Here is a 21,383-nt window from a genome sequence, read left to right on the forward strand (position 1 = left end):
GCCAAATGGTTCGCTGTCAGCGAAGGTCCGCCCATCGGGGGATACGAATGTCCGAAGTTCATGCCACTCTTGCTTGTGCGCGATCGTCGGCCTGCGTCCGCCCGTCGGGAGATCCGCCGATTCATCCTTCCTAGAAAGTCCGCCTGTGCTGGGAAAAATCCTCCTCCGTTATCTCGCCCGCTATAAATGGCTGCTCGCGGCCGTCCTGGTGTTCCAGTTCGCCAGCGCGCTCGCCACCCTCTACCTCCCGCGCCTGAACGAAGACATCATCAACAAGGGCGTCGCCCAGTCGGACACCGACTACATCTGGCGCACCGGTCTCTTCATGCTCGCCGTCTCGCTCGGGCAGATCATCGCCTCGGTCATCGCCACCTACTTCGCCGCCCGCGCGTCCATGGGTGCGGGCCGCGACATCCGCGCCGACGTCTTCGCCAAGGTCAGCGGATTCTCCGAGCGCGAGGTGTCGCAGTTCGGTGCAGGCTCCCTCATCACGCGCAACACGAACGACGTGCAGCAGGTGCAGATGCTCGCGATGATGGGCGCCACCATGCTCGTCACCGCGCCGCTGCTCGCGATCGGCGGCATCATCTTCGCCGTGCAGACGAACATCGGTCTGAGCTGGCTCATCGCCGTGTCCGTGCCGCTGCTGCTGATCGTCGCCGGGCTCGTCGTCAGCCGCATGGTTCCGCTGTTCCGCAGCTACCAGGGCAAGCTCGACACCGTGAACCGCGTGCTGCGCGAGCAGCTCACAGGTGTGCGCGTCGTGCGGGCCTTCGTCCGGGAGAGCATCGAAGAAGAGCGCTTCCGCGGAGCCAACACCGACATCATGGTGGTCGGCCGCAAGGTCGGCTCGCTGTTCGTGCTGCTGTTCCCGCTGTTCATGCTGATCCTCAACGTCACGATCGTGGCAGTCGTGTGGTTCGGCGGCATCGAGGTCAACAGCGGCACGGTGCAGGTCGGCACGATCTTCGCGTTCATGCAGTACATCGGTCAGATCATGGGCGGCGTCATCATGGCCAGCTTCATGGCGATCATGATCCCGCGCGCCGCGGTCTCGGCCGAGCGCATCGGCGAGGTCCTCGACACGCAGTCGAGCATGGAGCGTCCGGCGAACGGCGTCACCGACTTCCCGACGCCTGGCTCGGTCGCCTTCGACGACGTCGAGTTCACCTACCCCGGGGCCGACTCTCCCGTGCTCAAGGGCATCAGCTTCGCTGCAGAGCCCGGCGAGACCGTCGCGATCGTGGGGTCGACCGGTGCGGGCAAGACGACACTCGTGTCGTTGATCCCGCGACTCTTCGACGTCTCGGGCGGAGCCGTCCTCGTCGGCGGCACGGATGTCCGCGAGGCGGATGTCGAATCGCTGTGGGCGACGATCGGTCTCGTTCCGCAGCGCCCGTTCCTCTTCACCGGCACGGTGGCGTCGAACCTCCGCTACGGCAGAGAGGACGCGACCGACGAAGAGCTCTGGCATGCCCTCGAGATCGCACAGGGCCGCGACTTCGTCGAGGAGATGCCGCAGGGCCTCGAATCGCGCATCACGCAGGGCGGCACGAACGTCTCGGGCGGACAGCGTCAGCGTCTGGCGATCGCCCGCGCGATCGTGCGTCAGCCGCAGATCCTGGTGTTCGACGACTCGTTCTCGGCTCTCGACCTCACCACCGACGCCCGATTGAGGCAGGCGCTATGGCGTGAGCTGCCGCACGTGACCAAGATCGTGGTCGCGCAGCGCGTCTCGTCCATCACCGATGCGAACCGCATCGTCGTGCTCGAAGGGGGCACCATGGTCGGCGTCGGCACGCACGAGGAGCTCCTCGAGACGAGCACCACGTACCGAGAGATCGTCGAATCGCAGCTGGGGGTGGACGCATGAGCGAGCAGAACACGCCCCAGACCCGCCGCGGCCGTGCAGCCAAGGCGACGGCCGCGACCACTGCGGTCGAGCCCGAGATGACCGAAGAAGAGAAGTACGAAGCCGAGCTCGCCGAGAAGGCGCGCCAGGACGGCGGCGGCTGGGACAGCGTCGCACCCGGCAAGGCCGACAACTTCGGCAAGAGCTTCGGTCGGATGATCGGGCTGCTCAAGCCGTCGGCCGTGTGGTTCATCCTCGTGTCGATCGCCGGCGCCGTCGGCGTCGTGCTGACGGTCGCCGCGCCGAAGGTGCTCGGCGAGGCCACGAACCTCATCTACAAGGGCTTCATCTCGGTGCAGCTCGCGCAGGCGAACGGGGACTTCCCCGGATTCCCCGCCGGCACCCCGCAGGACGATGTCGTCGCCGCGCTCCGTCAGGGCGGGCAGGACGACTTCGCCAACCAGGTCGAGGCTCTCGGCAGCTTCAGGGTCGGTGACGGAGTCGACTTCGACGCGCTGCGCTGGGTCATCATCGCCGTGCTGGCGATCTACATCACCGCCGCCTTCCTCAGCTGGCTCCAGGGCTACGTGATCAACGTCATCATGGTCCGCACCATGTGGCGCCTTCGCGAAGCGGTCGAGGCGAAGATCAACCGCCTGCCCCTGTCGTACTTCGACAAAGTGCAGCGCGGAGACCTGATCTCCCGTGTGACCAACGACATCGACAACATCACGCAGACCATGCAGCAGTCGCTGTCCGGTGCGATCACGGCCGTTCTCACCGTTGTGGGAGTGCTCGTGCTGATGTTCTCGATCTCGTGGCAGCTCGCGCTCGTCGCGCTGGTCGCGCTCCCGCTCATGGGTGTGATCTTCGGTGTCATCGGCCCTCGGTCGCAGAAGGCCTTCGGCACCCAGTGGCGCAAGGTCGGTCGCCTGAACGCCCGCGTCGAGGAGGCTTTCTCCGGCCACGCGCTGGTCAAGGTCTTCGGTCGCGAGCAGGATGCGCTGGAGAAGTTCAAGGACGAGAACGAGGAGCTGTTCCAGGCGAGCTTCAAGGCGCAGTTCCTCTCCGGCATCATCATGCCGGCGATGACCTTCGTCGGCAGTCTCACCTATGTGGGCATCGCCGTGCTCGGCGGTCTCATGGTCGCGAGCGGGCAGCTGCGTCTCGGAGACGTGCAGGCGTTCATCCAGTACTCGCAGCAGTTCACGCAGCCGCTGTCGGAGCTCGGTGGAATGGCCGCGGTCGTGCAGTCGGGAACGGCGTCGGCCGAGCGGGTGTTCGAGCTGCTCGACACCGAAGAGCAGGAGGCCGACGCCGCAGATGCTCCGAAGCTCGCCGACGGCAAGGGCGTCGTGGAGTTCGAGAACGTCGCGTTCTCGTACACGCCCGAGCGTCCGCTCATCAGAGACCTCTCTTTCCGGGTCGAGCCCGGTCAGACGGTCGCGATCGTCGGTCCGACCGGAGCGGGCAAGACGACGCTCGTCAACCTGATCATGCGGTTCTACGAACTGAACGGCGGGCGGATCCTGCTCGACGGTCAGGACATCTCCGAGGTCACGCGCGAGCAGCTGCGCTCACGCACCGGCATGGTGCTGCAGGACCCGTGGCTGTTCGCCGGCAGCATTCGCGAGAACATCCGATACGGACGCTCCACGGCGACCGACGACGAGGTTCTCGAGGCGGCGAAGGCGACGTATGTCGATCGCTTCGTGCGCTCGCTCCCCGAGGGCTACGACACGGTGCTCGACGAGGACGCGTCGAACGTCTCGGCGGGTGAGCGTCAGCTGATCACGATCGCGCGAGCGTTCGTCGCTCAGCCGTCGATCCTGATCCTCGACGAGGCGACGTCGGCGGTCGACACCCGCACCGAGGTGCTGCTGCAGCACGCGATGGCGGCGTTGCGACAGGGACGCACCTCGTTCGTGATCGCTCACCGACTGTCGACGATCCGCGACGCCGACCTCATCCTCGTGATGGAACACGGCGACATCGTCGAGAAGGGCACGCACGACGAGCTCATCACGGCGCAGGGCGCGTACTGGCGCCTCTACCAGTCGCAGTTCGAGCAGGCGGCCACCGACATCGACGCAGAGGACGCACTCACGGGTTCGACCCCTGTCGTCGTCAGCGGCGACGCCGAAGAAGCTGCGGCGGCGGCACAGGTCGGGGTCTCGGTGGGGGCGCAGGTTCCTGCCGCCGAAGCCGCTGCGGCACAGTCCGTCGTCGAACGCTCGGACGACGGGGGCCAGAAGGGCTGATCCGCACGACGGCCGATCCGCACGACGGTCGATCCGCACGCCGTCCGAGAAGCAGAATGCCCCGACTCCCGTTCATCCGGGGGCGGGGCATTCTGCTGTCGTCAGCGCTGAGCTTCGGTGATGCCGAGGAGCTCGAGTGGATGGGTCAGGCGCCACCACGGGCTCGGGGCATCGACGTCATCGGCGAGCGACAGCGACGTCGTCACCGTGTTCAACGGTCCTGAGCTCGTCAACGTGCCGACCTCGTCGCCCGACTCGCGGTTGTCGCCCAGGGAGAAGTCCGTCGAAGCCTCGGCCATCGCGCCGTTCCACAGCACGATGCCGGCATCGGCATCCGTCACCACATCGGCGGTCGCGCCCCACGGCGTCGTGACCGTGCCGACGACCGTGCCGGCCGCGACAGCGGGGGCCTGCTGCTCCAATGCCGTCTCGACCTGCGAGAACAGCGAACGGGTCTGGGCGAGGCGCTGCTCATCGTCGGCCTGCCCGAGAACGGACGCATAGAGGTGCACGGTCGTGTCGTCGATTGTGATGACCTTCGCGGTCAACAGGTTCCAACTGTCGCCGAGCGTGCCGGTCTTGACTCCGACCACGCCAGGATCCGCCAGCATCCCGTTCGTGTTCACCACTGTGCCGGCGCCCGGAAGATCGACAGACGGAGTGCCGACGATGCCGGCGAACACGGGGTTCTGCATCGCCAGTTCGGCCAGCGCGACGAGCGACTCAGGCGTGGCCGTGTTGCGGGCGTCGAACCCCGATGGGGTCACGATCGTGATGCTGTCGAGGCCACGGTCGCGCAGCCACACCTCCGCCGCAGCGGTGAACGCCGAGGGGGAGCCCCAGATCTCCTGAGAGAGACGGTCGATGTAGTTGTTCGCCGAACCGAGCAGCGTTCCCTGCAGGAGCTGGAACTCGGTGAGAGTGCCGCCCACGGGCACGTCGAGCGCCGACTGATCGGAGCGGCGGTAGTCCCAGTACGCCAGGTTGTCCGCCCGCGTGAACGAGAACTCCGGGCCCTGCTCGCCCACGGCGAGAGGCATCCGATCGAGCACCATCAGACTCGAGACCACTTTGGTGACGCTCGCGATCGCCGCCGCATCGAGCGATGACGACGTCGTGCCGATGCCGCCGATTCCCACGGCGGCGCTTCCCTGGGTGGGCCAGGTGATGGCGGCTGCGGGCGCGGCGACCGTGGAGAGCTCCACTGCCTGCACGGTCGGCGCCACCTCGTGCAACGGCCACAGCATGGCCGACCCGACATAGGTGCCGAGCAATCCGACGAGAACGCCGAGCGGGACCAGCACGCCGGGGCGGGTGATCGCCGGGCGCAGATGCGCTCCGGTCAGAAGTGCGCCGCCGCTCGCGGCGGGAGGCGTGTCATCGAGCGCCTCCGTTGCCGGGTGCCGCGCCACTTCGACCGCGTCGACCCACGTCAGGGGCGTCCCACCGCTGGCGCCCTCTGCCCACTGGGCGTGGGGAGTCGTCTCGGGAGTCTCGAGAGCCGCCTCGAGAGCGATGAGTCCGGGGGCGTCGTCAGCATCTGATCTGGGTGCCGCATCCGTCGTGCCGGCCGACGAGACGTCGGCATCAGGAAGCGCCGCAGTCGAACCGGCGGGCTCCGACGAGTCAGCCGCGGCACCGGCAGGCGCTGACGCATGAGGCGCTGTCGCATCGGGCGTCGACGCATCGCCCGCAGGAACGGCGGAGGCGGTGGCCTCGGCGGAGTCAGGAGCGGTCACCCCCTCACGGTACCGAACTCGCGCAGGGATCAGTGTCGCTGCAACAGGAGCAGACGTGAGTGTCGTCACTGGGTAAGATCGTCAGAACAACCACGGGAGTCCGGCGAGCCGGGCTGAGAGGGAGCGAATCGCGCTTCGACCGTCGAACCTGATCTGGGTAATGCCAGCGCAGGGAGGAGTCACTGATGAGTACATCCACGTCCGGATCCACCACGGAATCCGCAGCCGTCTCGCGCGCCTCGAAGGGCCTCGGTCGCCCTGAGCTCTGGCGCTGGCGGGTCGTCGACATCGTCGTCGCCAGCGTCATCGCCGTCGCGTGCGCGCTGATCTTCCTGCTCTGGAACGTCGGCTACGAGGTGCCCAGCAGCATCCTGAAGCCGCTGCTCCCCGGCGTGCAGGGCCTGCTCGCCGGCCCCTGGCTCATCGCCGGTGTGCTGGGCGCGCTGATCATCCGCAAGCCGGGCGCCGCGCTCTACACCGAGCTGGTCGCCGCGATCATCTCGGCCCTCGTCGGCAACGCCTGGGGTCCGCTGACCATCGTCTCGGGCCTCGTGCAGGGTCTCGGTGCCGAACTGATCTTCCTCGTGTTCCTCTACGGCGTCTGGCGTCTGCCCGTCGCGATGCTGGCGGGTGCCGGAGCGGGACTCGCGTGCGGCATCAACGACCGCATCCTCTGGTACGCCGGAGCAGACACGCTCTTCACGACCATCTACATCGTCTCGACCACCATCTCGGGTGCGGTGATCGCCGGACTCGGCGCGTGGCTGATCGCCCGAGGACTCGCGGCGACGGGAGCCCTCAGCCGGTTCGCCGCCGGCCGCGAGGTCACCGCACGGGTGTGAGCTCGCGCACGACGCCCGCCACCCTCGAAGCCCACGGCTGGGGGTGGCGGTACGCGACGCGACTGCGGTGGGCGGTGCGCGACGTCGACCTGCGCATCGAACCGGGCGAGCGGGTGCTGCTGCTGGGGGCCTCCGGCTCGGGCAAGTCGACCCTGCTGCAGGGGTTCGGCGGGGTGCTCGGAGGGGCGGACGAGGGCGAGACGCACGGAGGGCTGCTCGTCGACGGCGTGCCGCCCATCCAGGCGCGTGGTCGAGTCGGCATGGTGCTGCAGGACCCCGACACGCAGACGATCCTCGCGAGGGTCGGCGACGACGTGGCATTCGGCTGCGAGAACCTCGGCGTCCCCCGCGAGGAGATCTGGCAGCGGGTGCGCGCGGCGCTGGACGCCGTCGAGCTCGATGTCGCACTCGATCGATCGACGGCCGCGCTGTCGGGCGGTCAGAAGCAACGTCTCGCGCTCGCCGGTGTGCTGGCGATGCGACCGGGCGCGATCCTGCTCGACGAGCCGACCGCGAACCTCGACCCCGAGGGAGTGCAGGACGTGCGGGATGCCGTCGCCGCCGCCCTCGACGCCACGGGCGCCACCCTCGTGGTGATCGAGCATCGCATCGACGTCTGGCTGCCGCTCGTCACGCGGGTGATCGTGCTCGGCGCCGAGCCGGAGGGCACCGTCGTCCTCGCCGACGGGAGCCCTGAGCAGGTGCTCGGCGCGCGAGGGGCCGAGCTCGCGGCATCCGGTGTGTGGGTTCCCGGCCACCCGCCCGCCGTTCCGCCTGCGCCGGCGCACCAGCCGGGGGAGACCCTCCTCGAAGCGCGCGGCCTCACGGTCGCTCGGCGACGGGGGCTCGCGGTCGCCGGGCCGTTCGATGTCGAGGTTCGCGCGCGCGAGGTGCTCGGCGTCACCGGCGCGAACGGCGCAGGAAAGTCGACGCTCGGACTCACGCTCGCAGGGCTCATCCCCGCCGAGGACGGCCGGGTCGCGGCTCTGCCCGCGCTCGCCGCCGGAGAGAAGCCCGACCCCATCCGCTGGTCGTCGCGCGCGCTGCTCACCCGCATCGCATCGGTCATGCAGACTCCCGAGCACCAGCTGCTCGCGAAGACCGTGCGCGACGAGCTGTCTGTCGGCCCTCGGGCTCTGAAGCTCTCCGAGCCCCAGATCACCGCTCGTGTCGACGACCTCCTCGAACGACTGCGGCTCACCTCGCTCTCCGGAGCCAACCCGTACACGCTGTCCGGCGGGGAGAAGCGGCGGCTCACGGTCGCCGCGGCCCTCGCCACCCGGCCGCGGATGCTGGTGCTCGACGAACCCACCTTCGGGCAGGACGCCACGACCTGGGCCGAACTCGTCGGCCTGATCGCACGCCTGCGTGACGAGGGCACGGCGATCGTGGCGATCAGCCATGACGAGGCCGTGCTGGATGCCCTGCATGCGCGGCGCCTGGAGGTCGGCCGATGATCGATCCGCTGACCGCCCGCATCGAAAGACCGGGGCCGATCGCCCCTCGCTCAGCCCTCGCGAAGCTCGCCGCGGCGCTGCTGATCGCGCTGCCGCTCGTGCTGACGATCGACGTCGTCTCGGCATCCGTCGCCCTGCTGCTCGAGATCCCGCTGCTCCTTCTCGCCGGCCTGCGGGCCAAGGAGTTCTGGACCCGCACCGCCGTGCTGTGGATCGCAGCGCCGCTGAGCGCGGTCACCATCGCGCTCTACGGCGCGACCAGCGGAACGGTGCACTTCGAGTGGCTGGTCATGCGCGTCAGCGACGGGTCGCTCGCCCTCGCCGCAGCGACCGCCGTGCGCGTTCTCGCGATCGGGCTGCCGGCCGTGGTGCTCTTCGTCACGGTCGATCCCACCGATCTCGCCGACGATCTGGCTCAACGGGTGAAGCTGCCGGCGCGGTTCGTCGTCGGCGCGCTCGCGGGCATGCGGATGCTGGGCCTGCTCGCCGATGACTGGCGCGCATTGGCACTCGCGCGGAGGGCTCGCGGCGTCGCCGACGAAGGGCGGGTTCGCCGAGCTCTCGGCATGGCCTTCGCGCTGTTCGTGCTGGCCATCCGACGCGGATCCTCCCTGGCCACCGCGATGGAGGCCCGCGGCTTCGGCGGCACAGCGCCCCGCTCGTGGGCGAGGGAGTCGAGGTGGGATCGGCGGGACACGGTGCTGGTCGTCATCGCGGCGGTGATCCCGGTGGTGGCGATCGTCGTGGCTGTGCTCACCGGTGCGTGGAACTTCATCCTCGGTCCGACCGCCTGAGGCGCACGAACGACAGACCCGCAGCATCCACTCAGCTTTCTCATAGCTGGAATGCCGATGTATTCGCTAGCATCGAGTGAACCCAAGGGGAGTACTCCACCACGGGCGGCTCGTCATTACGGATGTCCCTGCATCCCGGGTCCCCGGTTCTCGTTCTCGAGGATGGAGAAGACCTTGGCGTCGACATCGTCACGCCTACGTCTTCTGGAGACCTCTTGAACATCACGCCTCTCGTGTGGATCATCACGATCGCCGTCACGATCGCCTTCTTCGTGTACGAGTTCTTCGCCCACGTGCGAAAGCCCCATGAGCCGACCATCGGCGAGTCCGCCCGCTGGTCTGCCTTCTACATCGGCCTCGCGCTGCTGTTCGGTGTCGGCATCGGCACCGTGTCCGGCTGGACCTACGGCGGCGAGTACTTCGCCGGGTACCTCACCGAGAAGGCGCTGTCGATCGACAACCTCTTCGTCTTCCTGATCGTGATGACCGGCTTCGCCGTGCCGCGCATCTATCAGCAGAAGGTGCTGATGATCGGCATCGTGATCGCGCTGATCATGCGCGGTGGGTTCATCGCCCTCGGCGCCACGCTGATCGAGAACTTCTCGTGGATCTTCTACCTCTTCGGCGCCCTGCTGCTGTTCCTCGCCTACCGACAGGCCTTCGCGCACGGCGAGTCCGACCCCGCCAACGGCCGCTTCATGCGGTTCGTACGCCGTGTCCTGCCGGTGAGCGACGAGTACAACGGCGATCGCCTGACCGTGCAGCGCGACGGCAAGCGCTTCTTCACTCCGATGTTCCTCGTGATCATCGCGATCGGCTTCGTCGACCTGATCTTCGCGGTCGACTCGATCCCCGCGATCTACGGTCTGACCGAAGAGGCGTACATCGTCTTCACGGCCAACGCATTCGCCCTCATGGGTCTGCGTCAGCTGTACTTCCTCATCGGCGGTCTGCTGCAGCGCCTGGTGTACCTCGCCCAGGGTCTCGCGGTCATCCTCGCCTTCATCGGCGTGAAGCTCGTGATGCACGCCCTGCACGTCAACGAGCTGCCGTTCATCAACGGCGGCGAGCCGCTGCTGTGGGTGCCCGAGATCCCGATCTGGTTCTCGCTGGTCTTCATCGGCGCGACCATCGCCGTCGCCACCATCGCGAGCCTCATGAAGACGCGACGCGATGACAAGCGCACCGCGCTCGAGACCGAAGCCGCAGCTGCGCTCCCCGGATCCTCGGATGCCGACTCCACGGTGTCCTCCGCTTCCTCCTCCGACACCGGCACCACCCACACCCAGAAGGAACACTCGTGAACCAGTCGCGCCGCTCCGACGCGTCCGCAGACCCCGACAGATCCGGCGCCCGAATGACCTCGGGCACCCCCGCACCTCGTGAGGTGACCCGCTGATGGGCGACCTCGCGGTGAACATCGCCCTGGTGTTCGTCTTCGTCCTCGTCGGCGGCGTGTTCGCCGCGACCGAGATGGCGCTCGTCACGCTGCGTGAGAGCCAGATCAACGCGATCGCCGCCCGCGGCAGACGAGGTGAGAAGGTCGCGAGCCTGGCTCGCAACCCGAACACCTTCCTCTCGGCGGTGCAGATCGGCGTGACGGTCGCCGGCTTCGCGTCGGCGGCATATGGTGCGACCTCGATCGCCCCGTCGGTCGCGCCGCTGCTCGAGAACCTCGGCGTCGCGGCGCCGCTGGCCTTGACGCTGGCGACCGTGCTGCTGACGCTGGTGATCGCGTACCTCTCGCTCGTGCTGGGCGAGCTGGTGCCCAAGCGCCTCGCGATCCAGCGCAACGCGCAGTTCGCGTACGCCGTCGCGCCGGTGCTCGACGGCTTCGCCACCGTCATGCGGCCCGTCATCTGGCTGCTCTCGGTGTCGACGAACGCCGTGGTGCGCCTGCTCGGCGGCGATCCGCACAAGGCCGCCGACGAGCTCAGCGAGGAAGAGCTGCGCGACATCGTCGCGACGCATCAGAGCCTCCCCGACGATGAGCGACGCATTCTCGACGACGTGCTGTCGCTGCGTGGCCGCCAGGTGAGCGAGGTCATGCGGCCTCGTCCGGAGGTCGTCGCACTCGACGGTGCGGCGACGCTGGCCGAGGCGATCTCGCAGGTCAGGGAGCTGCCGTTCTCGCGGTACCCCGTGATCGACGCTTCGCTCGACGACATCGTGGGCTTCGTGCACGTGCGCGATCTCTTCGAGGCCGCAGCCGACGACGCGACGCGCGAGGTGCTCGGCCTCATGCGCCCGGTCGAGTACGTGCCGTCGACCGCGGGCGTGCTGCCGACCCTGACCCGCATGCGGGCGGCCGGGCACCAGATCGCGGTCGTCGTCGACGAGTACGGCGGCACCGACGGCATCGTGACCCTCGAGGACCTCGTCGAGGAGGTCGTCGGCGAGATCTTCGACGAGTACGACACGGAAGATCGGATGCAGGATGCCGGCGGTGCTCTCGACGGGCGTCTGAATCTGCAGGACTTCGCCGAGATCACCGGCATCGCCCTGCCCCGAGGCGCGTCGGACACGGTCGCCGGTTTCGTGACCGAGATACTCGGGCGCCTCGCGGTGGTCGGCGACTCGGTCGAGGTGCCTGGGGCGACGATCCGGGTCACTGCGGTCGATCGGCGACGGATCGCCGAGATCCGGGTGGTTCTGCACGAGGACGTCGACGTCGATGCCGCCGCGGATGCCGATCCGGGCGCCTCTGCGTCGAAGGGCTGAGGCTCAGGTCTCGTTCCAGAGTCGCCGGTAGTACTCGAGCCGCTCCCGATCGGGGGCGATGCCGTAGGCCTCGATGAGCACGTCGGCCCAGCCGGGACCGAAGTTCCACTCGGTGCTCATCGAGGCGACGGCGATGTCGGCCCAGCGGTCGGCAGTGCCGAGCGCGGCGAGATCGACATGTGCGAGCGGTCGACCGGCATCGTCGAGCAGCGTGTTCGGCATGCACGCGTCGCCATGACACACGACCAGCCTGTCGGCGGGCGGCGGCTCGCGCAGATCGGCGGGCACGGTGACGCCCCGCTCTTCGGCGTTCGCGATCCTCCAGGCCGGGTCCCACGTCCAGGGGCACTGCTCGACGGGCAGCGAGTCGTGCATCTTCTGCAGGGCTGCGCCGACGGCGCGCACCGAGGTCTCCGGGTCGTCGATCCAGCGGTGGTCCACCGCACTGCGGCCGGGCAGCGCGACGGTGACGAGCCACTCGTGAGTGGCGTCCTCGCCCTGATCGATCACCTCGGGAACCGTGATCCAGCGCCGTGCCCACCGCATCCGCTCAGCCTCATCGCGCATGTTCGCCTCGGCGTCGTGCGGCCCCCACTTGATGTAGCGCCCGTCGTCGGTGCGGAATGTGACCCCGCCGATGCCGTTCAGCCACACCGGCGTCAGCGTGGCGCCCGCGGCCAGGGATCGCACGATCGGCGGGATGTCCGTCGTGGCGGATGGGATGCTCATGGGTCGCTCACCTCGTGTCTGAACGTATATCGGAATGCACGTATTTTCCCGGTTCTCGGAGGCCATGCGCGGTTAGTGTCAGTCCCGGTCGCCGTCGGCGGCCGCAACATCCATCCCACTCGACACCCAGAGGTCTTCGTGCGCGTTTCGTCTCGGTCGCAGTGGTGGCGGCGGCACGGCAGCGATGCCGACGCCGCTTCGTCCGCATCCGAGGTGCCCGGTCCGGGCGCCGCTCAGGCTACCGCGTTCGGACTGCCGAAGGCTCCGGCGATCTCGTCGCAGGAGTCCGGTGAACGGGATCTCGACCAGTTCGTGCAGTGGATCTGGAGTGAGGACGCCGAGTCATCCGTGCCGGCATCCGCATCCGCATCCGCGCCCGACGACACCGGCGCACGCATCACCATAGAGGAGCAGTACAACATGAGTTCACTTGACGACGCCCTGCAGCAGCTGCTGGCCATCGAGGGCGCCACGGGCGCCGCGATCGTCGACTACGGCAGCGGAATGGCCCTCGCGCAGGGCGGCAACCCCTCGTTCGATCTGGGGATCGCCGCGGCCGGCAACTCGAACGTCGTGCGCGCCAAGCTCGCGACCATGAGAGATCTCGGGGTCACCGACGAGATCGACGACATCCTCATCACCCTGAGCTCGCAGTACCACCTGATCAACGTGCTCAACGCCACCGGCGCAAGCGGTCTCTTCATCTACCTGGTGCTCAACAGCGCGTCGGCGAACCTCGCGCTCGCACGGCACAAGCTGAAGGGCATCGCCGCGCAGATCGAGGTCTGATCTCGCGAGTCGCCTGGAAGGGGCGGGGCCATGACGGCTCCGCCCCTTCGGCGTGCGCGGCGTAGGCTCGGGATCGACACTGTCGGGGATGCCACACTCCCGACGTGTCGCCTGAAACTCGGAATCAGCTAAACTGACACTGAGTCGCACACGTTTCGAAGGAGAACCGCATGCAGATCCAGGGCTCGAGTGCTCTCATCACCGGCGGTGCGTCCGGTCTGGGCCTCGCCACCGCACGAACCCTCGCCGCCGCGGGCGCCGTCGTCACGATCCTCGACCTGCCGTCCTCGGCCGGAGCCGAGATCGCCGACGAGCTCGGCGGAGTCTTCGCGGGCGGCGACGTGACGAGCGCCGATGACGCCGCCGCGGCCGTCGCCGCAGCTCAGGCGGCAGCGCCGCTGCGCATCGTGGTCAACTGCGCCGGCATCGCCCCGCCGGCCAAGGTGCTCGACCGCGACGGCAACCCCGCGGTGCTCGCCGACTTCGAGCGCATCGTGCGCATCAACCTGGTCGGCACCTTCAACGTCCTCTCGCAGGCATCCGCCGTGATCGCGAAGAACGAGCCGACAGATGAGGGTGACCGCGGCGTGATCGTGAACACCGCGAGCGTGGCGGCCTTCGACGGTCAGATCGGTCAGCCCGCGTACTCGGCATCCAAGGGCGGCGTGCACGCGATGACCCTTCCGGTCGCTCGCGAGCTCGCCCGCTACGGCATCCGCGTCTGCACCATCGCCCCCGGCATCATGGAGACGCCCATGCTGATGGGTCTCCCGCAGGCCGCGCAGGACTCGCTCGGCCAGCAGGTGCCGTTCCCCTCGCGCCTCGGACGCCCCGACGAGTACGCCGCCCTCGTGCAGCAGATCGTCGAGAACGGCTATCTCAACGGAGAGACGATCCGCCTCGACGGCGCGATCCGCATGGCACCGAAGTAGACCCCTGCGGCGTTCGAATCGGGCAACTCACCCGATTCGAGCCCCGGATACAGCAATTCACGCGATTCGAAACGAGAAGGCGGCCGATGAGCACACTGGCAGGCAAGACCATCCTCATGTCCGGCGGGAGCCGCGGCATCGGCCTCGCGATCGCGCTGCGTGCAGCGGCCGACGGCGCGAACATCGCGATGCTCGCGAAGACCGACACTCCGCATCCGAAGCTCGAGGGCACAGTGCACTCGGCGGCCGAGCAGATCCGGGCAGCCGGCGGCCAGGCGCTGCCGATCGTCGGCGATGTGCGTGACGACGACGACATCACCGAGGCCGTGATGAAGACGCAGGGCGAGTTCGGCGGCATCGACATCGTCATCAACAACGCGAGCGTCATCGACCTCTCCCGCTCGCTCGACCTCGGCGCGAAGAAGTACGACCTCATGCAGGACGTGAACGTGCGGGGAACCTTCATGCTGTCCCGCGCGGCGATCCCGATCCTCAAGGATGCGGAGAACCCCCACATCCTGTCGCTGTCGCCGCCCCTGAACCCCTCGCCGAAGTGGCTCGGCGCGCACACCGGGTACACGCTCGCCAAGTTCGGCATGACCATGGTGACCCTCGGCCTCGCGTCGGAGTTCGCCCGTGACGGCATCGCCGCGAACACCCTGTGGCCGCGCACCACGATCGCCACCGCCGCAGTGCAGAACCTGCTCGGCGGCGACAAGGTCATGGCCGCGAGCCGCACGCCCGACATCTATGCGGATGCCGCCTACGCCGTGCTGCTCAAGCCCGCGGCCGAGTACACCGGCCAGACGCTGATCGTCGAGGACGTGCTCGAAGCCGACGGCGTCACCGACTTCTCGCAGTACGCCGCCGTGCCGGGAACCCCCGACGACCGGCTGTTCCCCGACATCTTCCTCGACTGAGGCGCTCCTGCTCCGGCGGGCGGCTCAGAACAGCAGGTAGACGGCGCCGGCGATCGTCAGGACGATCACGATGCGGTCGAACAGCACCTGGTTCATGCGCTTCGCCAGCCGGATGCCGGCCAGTGCGCCGAGCACGACGAGCGGCGCGAGCACGGCATCCATCAGCAGCACGTGCCCCTCGAACAGGCCGAGTCCCGCGAGGAACGGGATCTTGACGAGGTTGATGATCGCGAAGAACCAGGCTGAGGTGCCGAGGAACACCTGCACCGGTGTGCGGGTCGCGAGGAAGTACATCGACATGACCGGGCCGCCGGCGTTCGCGACCATCGTGGTGAACCCGCCGAGCGTTCCGTAGACGCCCGAGAGCACGATGCCGCCCGGCGCGGGTGCCACCGCATCCGCCCGATTCTGTCGCCAGCGGCGCCACAGGGTGACGGCGATCATCGCGAGCAGGATCACCCCGATCGCTCGTCGGACGATCCCGTCGCCCGCGATCGCGAGGAACGCGAACCCCGCCAGCAGCCCCGCGAGCACGGCAGGCGCCAGGCGCAGCAGAGTCGGCCAGTGCGCGTGGCGACGGTAGGTGATCAGCGCGAACACGTCGCCGACGATGAGCAGCAGGAGCATCGCGGCGGTTGACGTGCGCGCGGGCAGCACGGTCGCGAAGAGGGCGATCGCCAGGATGCTGCCACCGGGCAGCGCGGTCTTCGAGATGCCGATCGTGACCGCGGCGAGGCCGAGCGCGGCCCACGCCAGGGGTGCGAGTTCGATCACATCAGCGTCGAGCGGCGGCGAGCGCTGCAGCGAATCGAGCCGAGCGCTGCTCGATGTCGGCCCAGTCGGAGGCGGCGAGCGAGGCGCCGTTCGCCAGGTCGCCACCCGCGCCGACGGCGACGGCACCGACGCGGAACCACTCGGCGAGGTTGTCGGGGCTGACGCCGCCGGTCGGCATCAGCGGGGCGTCGGGGAAGGGCCCGCGCAATGCGCCGAGGTACGAGGGGCCGCCGAGTGAGGCGGGGAAGATCTTGACGACATCCACGCCGAGCTCGAGCGCGCCCATGACCTCGGTCGGAGTCATCGCGCCGGTCATCACGACGCGGCCGGTGTCGAGCATCGCGCGCGTCAGCGAGGGGAGGGTGCCGGGACTCACGAGGAACTCCGCACCGGCGTCGGCGGCGAGTGCAGCCTGCGCGGCGGTGGTGACGGTGCCGGCGCCGATGTATGCGGCATCACCGTGGCGAGCGATCAGCTCGCGGATCACGGCGGGAGCGTCGGGTGTCGAGAAGGTCACCTCGATGCCGGTCACGCCGCCGCGGATGATCGCCTCGGACGCCTCGAGCGCGAGCTCGGGGGAGGGCGCGCGGAGCACGGCGAGGACGCCGGTGGCGCGGGCGCGGGAGAGACGGTCGGACATCGGTGCTCCTTCAGTGGGGGATCGCATCCATTCTCCCCGACCGCAACCTGTAATTACAACTGACGCGGTCGTGGCCACGCCTCGACGACGTCCTTCGACTCCTTGAGTCCCAGGCTCGTGTGCTCCCTCACGAGCTTGATCGCCTGGATCTTCTGGTCGGCGGACACGAGCCGGTCGACCTCCGATGAGACGGATGCGGGCAGCGCCCCGCGCACCGACGACGGCGTCGCCGTGATCGACGAGTGCACGGCCGAGGCGTTCGACACGGCCGCGAGATGCGGGGCAGTGGTGCTGACCGACCAGTGGTCGATGCGATCCTTCGCCTCCTGGAGGCGCACGCCCGTGTGCTGCCGGTAGAGCTTGATGGCGTTGATCTTGTGCCCCGCCGCGACGAGCCGGTCGATCTCGGCGATCGCCGCGGGAGTCAGCTGCGACGCCGAGGCGGTCGACGTCGACGTGGAGGCCACCGAGCGGGCCATCGTGGGCGAAGGGGTGAAGACGTGGGGCTCGGGCGCCTGGGGGCGCATCGACCGCAGCGCTGCGCCGATGATCACCACGCCGACGACGACAGCTGCGATGACCGCGCCGACAGCGATGATGATGTCCATTCGCTCAGTCTAGGGATGCGGGCGCGCCGGCCCCAGGGCCTTCCCACCCGGCACCGCGTACCCTGGAGGTATGACCGAGACTCCCCGCACGCGCGAGACGCGCCCCGCCACGGCACCCGCGTCGTCCCGTTCGGGGGCCGTCCGTTCCACCGGCGTCGCCCAGGTGCGTCCGGCGACCGAGGGATGGACCCAGCAGAAGGATGCCGAGGGGCGCCCGCTGCTGCAGTTCGCGAGCCCCAAGCGCGGCAAGCCGCCGGTGCACCTCGCCGACCTCACGCCGGCTGAGCGCATCGAGAAGGTCAAGGAGCTCGGCCTCCCCGGCTTCCGAGCGAAGCAGCTCTCGACCCACTACTTCCGCCACTACACGTCGGATGCCGCGGAGATGACCGACCTCCCCGCCGACACCCGTGAGCAGCTCGTCACCGGCATGCTGCCGCCGCTGCTCACCGAGGTGCGTCGCCTCGAGACCGACCGCGGAGACACGATCAAGTTCCTGTGGCGTCTACACGACGGCGCCCTCGTCGAGTCGGTGCTGATGCGCTACCCCGGTCGCATCACGCTCTGCGTCTCGTCGCAGGCCGGATGCGGCATGAACTGCCCGTTCTGCGCCACCGGCCAGGCCGGCCTCACGCGCAACATGTCGACGGCCGAGATCATCGAGCAGATCGTCCGCGCCAACCGTCTGATCGCCGAGGGCGGCCTCGGTGGCAAGAAGTCCGACGACCACTCGATGGAGCGCGTCTCGAACATCGTCTTCATGGGCATGGGCGAGCCGCTCGCCAACTACAAGCGCGTGATGGATGCGGTGCGCTCGATGGTCGCCCCGCAGCCCGACGGCCTCGGCATGAGCGCTCGTGGCATCACCGTGTCGACGGTCGGACTCGTGCCGGCGATCAAGAAGCTCGCTGACGAGGGCATACCGGTGACCTTCGCGCTGTCGCTGCATGCGCCGGACGATCACCTGCGCGACGAGCTGATCCCCGTGAACTCGCGCTGGAAGGTCGACGAGGCGCTCGATGCCGCTCGGTACTACTACGAGAAGACCGGCCGTCGCGTCTCGATCGAGTACGCGCTGATCAAGGACATGAACGACCACGCCTGGCGCGCCGACCTGCTCGCCGACAAGCTCAACGAGCGCGGCCGCGGATGGGTGCACGTCAACCCGATCCCGCTGAACCCGACTCCCGGGTCGATCTGGACCTCGTCGACCCGTGAGGCCCAGAACGAGTTCGTGCGCAGGCTCAACGACGCCGGCATCCCGACGACCCTCCGCGACACCCGCGGCAAGGAGATCGACGGTGCCTGCGGTCAGCTCGTCGCGACGACCGAGGACGAAGCGGCTTCCGCCGCGATGGCCTGAGATACCTGACGCTCTGCGGGCCCCGACGGGGTGCGCGAGCTGTCGCGGATCCCGTCACGGCGGCCCAGTGACTCCGCCCGGGTCAGCCACGATGCGATGCGCTCGGGGCTCGCATCTTTGACGCCCAGCATCCTGGTCGTGCGCACCGAGCGCACGCCGCAGAACCGCAGCGTGCCACGGGCGACGTGCGTCTGCGCGGGCAGACCCGTGAAGGGTGTGAGGAACCACGGAGTGTCGGCGAGCAGGAACAGCCGTCCGTTGCGTGCGGGCAGCAGCCCCTCGGGAAGGCCGAGCTTCGAGTAGCGGTACTCCTGCTGAGGGAGCAGTGCCCGATCGAAGAAGCCCTTGAGCAGGGCCGGCACCGACCCCCACCAGAGCGGCGTGAACACGACGACCGTCGCGGCCTCGCCGAGGGCGCGCTTGGCGTCGATGAGGTCGGGCTCGAGCTCCATGCGCTGGCGGTAGCCGAAGCGCAGCGACGGATCGAACTCGAGATCGCGCAGCGCGAGGATGCGCGCATCTCCGTGCGCTGCGGCGTAACGCCGGGCGAGCTCGGCGGTGAGCGAGCGGGCATCGGGGTGGCCGTCGATGATCAGGGCGGAAGGCATGCGGACTCCTATGTTGACAGTGTCAAGCTTGGTGGACAGTGTCAAGATAGGCAACAATGTTGCTTGTGTCAAGTTCTCGATCGGGGTACCACCACGGCGACCTCGCCCACGCCCTCGAGGCGGCGGCGATGCAGTTGCTCGCCGAGAAGCCGGCGGGGGAGATCAGCCTGCGTGAGGTCGCCCGCGCCGCCGATGTGAGCCACAACGCCCCATACCACCACTTCTCCGACCGGCGGGGGCTGCTCAAGGTGCTCGCCGAGCGGAGCATGGCCGACCTCGTCGCCGCGGTGCGCGTGGCGATCGAGGCGGCATCCGACCCGGCATCCGCCGCGATCGACGGCGGTGCTGCGTACATCCGCTTCGCCGTCGAGCATCCGCACGGCTTCGACGTGATCTACGACCCGACCGTCTGCATCCCCGGCGAGCCGAGCGAGACGATGGCCCCGCTGATCGCCGAGCTCGAAGAGCTGCTGTCGACCGCATCCGTCGCCGCAGGGCTCGACAGCAAGAGCGGCGTCACCGGCGTCTGGGGGCTCGTGCACGGTCTCGGAACCCTGTGCGCCGCAGGGCACTTCTCGCTCGACGACGCGCTCGCCGCGAGCGCGGATTCGCTCGCCCGCATGCTGCGGAACTGACCGGTTCTGCGGGCGGAGCGGCGGAAGCACAGGGTTCGTGCACGTTATCCACAGGCGATGTTTCGTAGATTGTCCGGATGCAATATTCTGCTCACCGCCCCGGACGGTTCGATTCGCAGGGCCGGATCATCCTCGACAGCGACCCGAACGCTGACACGGACGACCTCGACTTCCTTCGCGAGTACGAGCCCACCGGCGCCGATCTGCAGGCGCCGGACACGGTCGACTCTGCGCCGGCGACAGAGGGCGAGCGGGATGCCGCAGCATCCACCGAGCCTGCGCGCGAGCCGAAGCCCCGCCGTCAGCCACGTGAGCGCACACCGCGCGTGCCGGGTTCGCGACTGCGGAAGCTCGCGATCCTCGGCGGGGCCGAAGGCGAGATCCTCGACCGCGTTCCGGGCGAGACGCCTCGTTTCGTGCAGATGTTCTTCGTGCTCGCCGGCACCGCGCTGGTCTCGGCGATCTCGATGCTGTTCGCGCTGACCACCGGAGTGCAGGCCGCGATCTGGCTGGCCGTGCCGCTGGCGGTCGTCTGGGCGCTCATCATCTTCAACCTCGACCGGTTCCTGACGTCGACCATGACGTCGACGCGCAATGTCTGGAAGCTCATCGGACTCGCGATCCCGCGAGTGATCATGGCCGCGATCATCGGCTTCGTCGTCGCCGAGCCGCTCGTGCTGCAGATCTTCCACAACGACATCGCCCGCGAGGTCGCCGCCACGAACATCACGCAGGCGCAGTCCGACCAGGAGGCACTGGAGACGGGCCCCGAGAAGAAGGCGCTGGATGCGGCATCCGACCGCGTCGCCGAGCTCGAGAACCAGGCCGCCACCGGCATCGTCGCCGGCACCGACTCGTCGTCTGCGACGGAATCCGCCGCTCAGGCGACGGTCGACGACCTCACCGCCAAGATGACCGCCCAGCAGGCCGTGATCGATCAGGCCCGCATCCTGTACCAGTGCGAGCTCACAGGCGAGGGCGCGGGCACGGTTCCCGGCTGCACCGGCGTGAACGGCGAGGGCGCGAGCTCGGATGCCGCCGAGGCCCAGCTGGCCGAGGCGCAGCAGACCTACGACGCGCTCGCCGCGCAGCTGCGCACCGCCAACGAGGAACTCGCCGCCGCCGGCACCGCCGCCAAGGAGAACACCAGCATGTCGGAGACGCAGAACCGCGAAGAGGCGCAGTCGCAGCTGCCCGCTGCGCGCGACACCTACGACGCCGCGCTCGATGCGTACAACGCGCGGGCCGAATCCGTCGCATCCGGCAATGCGGGAGCGATCGGTCTGCTGAGCCAGATCAGCGGCCTCAACCGCCTGAGCGAGAAGGAGCCGACGATCCTGTGGGCGCACATCCTGATCGCCGCGCTGTTCTTCATGATCGAGCTGCTGCCGGTGCTCGTGAAGGTGCTCACGTCGTACGGCGACCCGTCGCTCTACGAGAAGGCCGCCGCGATCCGCAGGCAGGTCGCACTCGACAAGGTGACGGCCGAGGGATTCCGCGACAGGGCGGCGATCGTGACCGTGCAGTCGCAGGGGATCCAGGCGGATGCGTCGCCCGCCGAGCCGCAGACGCGGGCCGAGCGCAAGGAAGCCGAGCAGGCGGAGCAGGAGCGGGCGCAGGCCGAGGAGCGCGAGCTCGCGGAGAAGCGTGCGCAGGCCCAGACGCTCGAGGAGCAGGAGCAGCTGGTCGAGTCGCGCGCCTGAGTTCGTGTGACGTGCGTTC

19 protein-coding genes and 1 riboswitch are annotated in these 21,383 nt (G+C 68.7%); of the genes, 13 read left to right on the forward strand and 6 right to left on the reverse strand.

The genetic code is table 11. The annotated features are described in order from the left end of the window. Nucleotides 1-145: 145 nt before the first annotated feature. Together OB895_RS13685 and OB895_RS13690 are read left to right on the forward strand one after the other, a co-directional pair. On the forward strand, nt 146-1,873 hold the full coding sequence (locus OB895_RS13685) for an ABC transporter ATP-binding protein (protein ID WP_079113675.1): 1,728 nt from the start codon (nt 146-148) through the stop codon (nt 1,871-1,873). Further along, the gene (locus OB895_RS13690; protein ID WP_079113674.1) at nt 1,870-4,113 is read left to right on the forward strand and encodes an ABC transporter ATP-binding protein; all 2,244 of its coding nucleotides are present in this window, start codon (nt 1,870-1,872) and stop codon (nt 4,111-4,113) included. The genes OB895_RS13685 and OB895_RS13690 overlap by 4 nt, the downstream gene beginning before the upstream one ends. Before the next feature lie 101 nt (nt 4,114-4,214). Here OB895_RS13690 and OB895_RS13695 read toward each other — a convergent pair whose 3' ends face one another. Beyond that, on the reverse strand, nt 4,215-5,852 hold the full coding sequence (locus tag OB895_RS13695) for a D-alanyl-D-alanine carboxypeptidase family protein (protein ID WP_079113673.1): 1,638 nt from the start codon (nt 5,850-5,852) through the stop codon (nt 4,215-4,217). 82 nt (nt 5,853-5,934) lie between these two features. Continuing rightward, a riboswitch (TPP riboswitch) is annotated at nt 5,935-6,044 on the forward strand. On the opposite strand from OB895_RS13695, the gene OB895_RS13700 reads away from it, so the two are divergent. From OB895_RS13700 to OB895_RS13720, 5 genes are all read left to right on the forward strand, one after another. Next, complete coding sequence (locus OB895_RS13700; protein ID WP_042541329.1) at nt 6,038-6,694, forward strand: ECF transporter S component; 657 nt, start codon at nt 6,038-6,040, stop codon at nt 6,692-6,694. It overlaps the preceding riboswitch by 7 nt. Continuing rightward, nucleotides 6,691-8,151 (forward strand): ABC transporter ATP-binding protein, encoded by a 1,461-nt coding sequence (locus tag OB895_RS13705; protein WP_228385587.1) that lies wholly within the window; start codon nt 6,691-6,693, stop codon nt 8,149-8,151. Before OB895_RS13700 ends, OB895_RS13705 begins: the two co-directional genes overlap by 4 nt. Further along, nucleotides 8,148-8,945: an energy-coupling factor transporter transmembrane component T family protein gene (locus OB895_RS13710; protein ID WP_079113672.1), complete on the forward strand. Its 798-nt coding sequence runs from the start codon at nt 8,148-8,150 to the stop codon at nt 8,943-8,945. The genes OB895_RS13705 and OB895_RS13710 overlap by 4 nt, the downstream gene beginning before the upstream one ends. Before the next feature lie 215 nt (nt 8,946-9,160). Further along, complete coding sequence (locus OB895_RS13715) at nt 9,161-10,249, forward strand: TerC family protein (RefSeq protein WP_042541332.1); 1,089 nt, start codon at nt 9,161-9,163, stop codon at nt 10,247-10,249. 94 nt (nt 10,250-10,343) lie between these two features. Then, a complete protein-coding gene (locus tag OB895_RS13720) occupies nt 10,344-11,666 on the forward strand; it encodes a hemolysin family protein (RefSeq protein WP_079113671.1) in 1,323 nt (440 codons plus the stop codon). Nucleotides 11,667-11,669: 3 nt separating this feature from the next. Here OB895_RS13720 and OB895_RS13725 read toward each other — a convergent pair whose 3' ends face one another. Continuing rightward, entirely contained in the window at nt 11,670-12,395 is a 726-nt protein-coding gene (locus OB895_RS13725; protein WP_079113670.1) for an aminoglycoside 3'-phosphotransferase, read from the reverse strand. 138 nt (nt 12,396-12,533) lie between these two features. On the opposite strand from OB895_RS13725, the gene OB895_RS13730 reads away from it, so the two are divergent. From OB895_RS13730 to OB895_RS13740, 3 genes are all read left to right on the forward strand, one after another. Beyond that, nucleotides 12,534-13,184, forward strand: coding sequence for a hypothetical protein (locus tag OB895_RS13730; protein ID WP_228385586.1), 651 nt, complete (start codon nt 12,534-12,536; stop codon nt 13,182-13,184). Between the two features lie 170 nt (nt 13,185-13,354). Further along, nucleotides 13,355-14,116: an SDR family NAD(P)-dependent oxidoreductase gene (locus tag OB895_RS13735; RefSeq protein WP_079113669.1), complete on the forward strand. Its 762-nt coding sequence runs from the start codon at nt 13,355-13,357 to the stop codon at nt 14,114-14,116. An 86-nt stretch (nt 14,117-14,202) separates the two neighbouring features. Next, nucleotides 14,203-15,036 carry an SDR family oxidoreductase gene (locus OB895_RS13740; RefSeq protein WP_079113668.1) on the forward strand — a complete coding sequence of 278 codons (834 nt, stop codon included), beginning with the start codon at nt 14,203-14,205 and terminating at the stop codon, nt 15,034-15,036. A gap of 24 nt (nt 15,037-15,060) precedes the next feature. Here OB895_RS13740 and OB895_RS13745 read toward each other — a convergent pair whose 3' ends face one another. The 3 genes from OB895_RS13745 to OB895_RS13755 are packed head-to-tail and all read right to left on the reverse strand — an operon-like array spanning nt 15,061 to nt 17,058. Beyond that, nucleotides 15,061-15,810: a sulfite exporter TauE/SafE family protein gene (locus tag OB895_RS13745; RefSeq protein ID WP_079113667.1), complete on the reverse strand. Its 750-nt coding sequence runs from the start codon at nt 15,808-15,810 to the stop codon at nt 15,061-15,063. Between the two features lies 1 nt (nt 15,811). Then, nucleotides 15,812-16,450, reverse strand: coding sequence for a bifunctional 4-hydroxy-2-oxoglutarate aldolase/2-dehydro-3-deoxy-phosphogluconate aldolase (locus OB895_RS13750; protein WP_079113666.1), 639 nt, complete (start codon nt 16,448-16,450; stop codon nt 15,812-15,814). 53 nt (nt 16,451-16,503) lie between these two features. Further along, nucleotides 16,504-17,058, reverse strand: a complete 555-nt coding sequence (locus tag OB895_RS13755) for a ribosomal protein L7/L12 (protein WP_079113665.1) — start codon at nt 17,056-17,058, stop codon at nt 16,504-16,506. Between the two features lie 70 nt (nt 17,059-17,128). Between OB895_RS13755 and rlmN the strand changes: the two genes are divergently transcribed. Continuing rightward, entirely contained in the window at nt 17,129-18,418 is a 1,290-nt protein-coding gene (gene rlmN / locus OB895_RS13760) for a dual-specificity RNA methyltransferase RlmN (protein ID WP_194285969.1), read from the forward strand. Here rlmN and OB895_RS13765 read toward each other — a convergent pair. After that, on the reverse strand, nt 18,367-19,026 hold the full coding sequence (locus OB895_RS13765; protein WP_079113664.1) for an NAD(P)H-dependent oxidoreductase: 660 nt from the start codon (nt 19,024-19,026) through the stop codon (nt 18,367-18,369). The genes rlmN and OB895_RS13765 overlap by 52 nt on opposite strands. 65 nt (nt 19,027-19,091) lie before the next feature. Between OB895_RS13765 and OB895_RS13770 the strand changes: the two genes are divergently transcribed. Beyond that, nucleotides 19,092-19,661, forward strand: coding sequence for a TetR/AcrR family transcriptional regulator (locus tag OB895_RS13770; RefSeq protein WP_079113663.1), 570 nt, complete (start codon nt 19,092-19,094; stop codon nt 19,659-19,661). A gap of 77 nt (nt 19,662-19,738) precedes the next feature. Further along, nucleotides 19,739-21,364, forward strand: coding sequence for a DUF4407 domain-containing protein (locus OB895_RS13775; RefSeq protein WP_079113662.1), 1,626 nt, complete (start codon nt 19,739-19,741; stop codon nt 21,362-21,364). Nucleotides 21,365-21,383 lie beyond the last annotated feature (19 nt).

This window comes from Microbacterium forte, assembly GCF_031885415.1.
Lineage (GTDB): Bacteria > Actinomycetota > Actinomycetes > Actinomycetales > Microbacteriaceae > Microbacterium > Microbacterium forte.

Excerpts from the sequence above, each read along its gene's own strand:
- OB895_RS13690 (WP_079113674.1), top strand. The coding sequence starts at position 1,870 with ATGAGCGAGCAGAACACGCCCCAGACCCGCCGCGGCCGTGCAGCCAAG.
- OB895_RS13700 (WP_042541329.1), top strand. The coding sequence starts at position 6,038 with ATGAGTACATCCACGTCCGGATCCACCACGGAATCCGCAGCCGTCTCG.
- OB895_RS13710 (WP_079113672.1), top strand. The coding sequence starts at position 8,148 with ATGATCGATCCGCTGACCGCCCGCATCGAAAGACCGGGGCCGATCGCC.
- OB895_RS13720 (WP_079113671.1), top strand. The coding sequence starts at position 10,344 with ATGGGCGACCTCGCGGTGAACATCGCCCTGGTGTTCGTCTTCGTCCTC.
- OB895_RS13725 (WP_079113670.1), bottom strand. The coding sequence starts at position 12,395 with ATGAGCATCCCATCCGCCACGACGGACATCCCGCCGATCGTGCGATCC.
- OB895_RS13735 (WP_079113669.1), top strand. The coding sequence starts at position 13,355 with ATGCAGATCCAGGGCTCGAGTGCTCTCATCACCGGCGGTGCGTCCGGT.
- OB895_RS13740 (WP_079113668.1), top strand. The coding sequence starts at position 14,203 with ATGAGCACACTGGCAGGCAAGACCATCCTCATGTCCGGCGGGAGCCGC.
- OB895_RS13750 (WP_079113666.1), bottom strand. The coding sequence starts at position 16,450 with ATGTCCGACCGTCTCTCCCGCGCCCGCGCCACCGGCGTCCTCGCCGTG.
- OB895_RS13755 (WP_079113665.1), bottom strand. The coding sequence starts at position 17,058 with ATGGACATCATCATCGCTGTCGGCGCGGTCATCGCAGCTGTCGTCGTC.
- rlmN (WP_194285969.1), top strand. The coding sequence starts at position 17,129 with ATGACCGAGACTCCCCGCACGCGCGAGACGCGCCCCGCCACGGCACCC.
- OB895_RS13765 (WP_079113664.1), bottom strand. The coding sequence starts at position 19,026 with ATGCCTTCCGCCCTGATCATCGACGGCCACCCCGATGCCCGCTCGCTC.
- OB895_RS13775 (WP_079113662.1), top strand. The coding sequence starts at position 19,739 with ATGCAATATTCTGCTCACCGCCCCGGACGGTTCGATTCGCAGGGCCGG.